General features: G+C 76.8%; 1 protein-coding gene. It reads right to left on the reverse strand.

Annotated elements, in window-relative coordinates; translation table 11 throughout:
* Nucleotides 1-46: 46 nt before the first annotated feature.
* The coding region (locus GTW40_RS21170; protein WP_161181775.1) for a PLP-dependent aminotransferase family protein at nt 47-1,136 on the reverse strand (1,090 nt) is incomplete at its 5' end.

Here is a 1,136-nt window from a genome sequence, read left to right on the forward strand (position 1 = left end):
CCGGCACCCGGCACCCGGCACCCGGCACCCGGCACCTGACACCCGCCTAGGGCAACGCCCGGCACAGCGCCTCCAGCGCGTCCTTCCACAAGCTCTCCGGCGGTGTCCCGTACCCCACCACCAGCGCCTCCAGCGGTTCGGTGACGGCGTCGGGGTGGCGGTAGAAGGAGAGGCCGTGCAGGGCAAGTCCCTGCCAGCCCGCGGCCTGGACGACCGAGCGCTCGGTGCCGGGCGGCAGCCGCAGTACCGCGTGCAGACCGGCGGCGATGCCGGTGACGTGGACGTCGGGGGCGCGGTCGGCGACGGCGGCGGCGAGGGCGTCGCGGCGGCGCCGGTAGCGCAGCCGGGCGGCGCGGACGTGGCGGTCGTAGGCGCCGGAGGTGAGGAACTCGGCGAGGGTGAGCTGGTCCAGGACCCCGCAGGTGTCGATGCGGCCCTTGGCCGCGACCGTCTCCGCGTACAGGGCCGGGGGCAGCACCATCCAGCCCAGGCGCAGTCCGGGGGCGAGGGACTTGCTGGCGGTGCCGAAGTAGACGACCTGGTCGGGGGCGAGGTCCTGGAGGGCGCCGACGGGGCGGCGGTCGTAGCGGAACTCGCCGTCGTAGTCGTCCTCCAGGATCAGCCCGCCGGTGCGCCGGGCCCAGTCGACGACGGCCGCGCGGCGGTCGGGGTGCAGTGCGGTGCCCATGGGGAACTGGTGGGCGGGGGTGAGGAGTACGGCGCCCTCGTCGCTCAACGGACTTGTGTCCGTGCCGAGTTCGTCGTAGGGCAGCGGGGTCGTGGTGAGGCCGGCGTCGTGCAGCAGGGCGGTGTACGCGTCGAGGCCGTACGACTCGACGGCGACCGTGCGGGCGCCGCGGCCGCGCAGCACCGTGCCGAGGAGGCGCAGGGCGTGGGAGAAGCCCGCGGTGATCAGCACGTGGTCGGGGTCGGCCCGTACGCCCCGGACGCGGGCGAGGTATCCGGCGACGGCGGTGCGCAGTTCGGGGCGGCCGCGCGGGTCGCCGTAGCCGAGGGCGTCGAAGGGGGCGGTGGCCAGGGCGCGGCGGGCGGCCTGGAGCCAGGCGGTGCGGGGGAAGGCGGCGAGGTCGGGGGTGCCGGGGACGAGGCTGAGGGCGGGGCGGCCGGGCGGGCGG

Source organism: Streptomyces sp. SID4985 (assembly GCF_009863025.1).
In the GTDB taxonomy this organism is placed as follows: Bacteria; Actinomycetota; Actinomycetes; order Streptomycetales; family Streptomycetaceae; genus Streptomyces.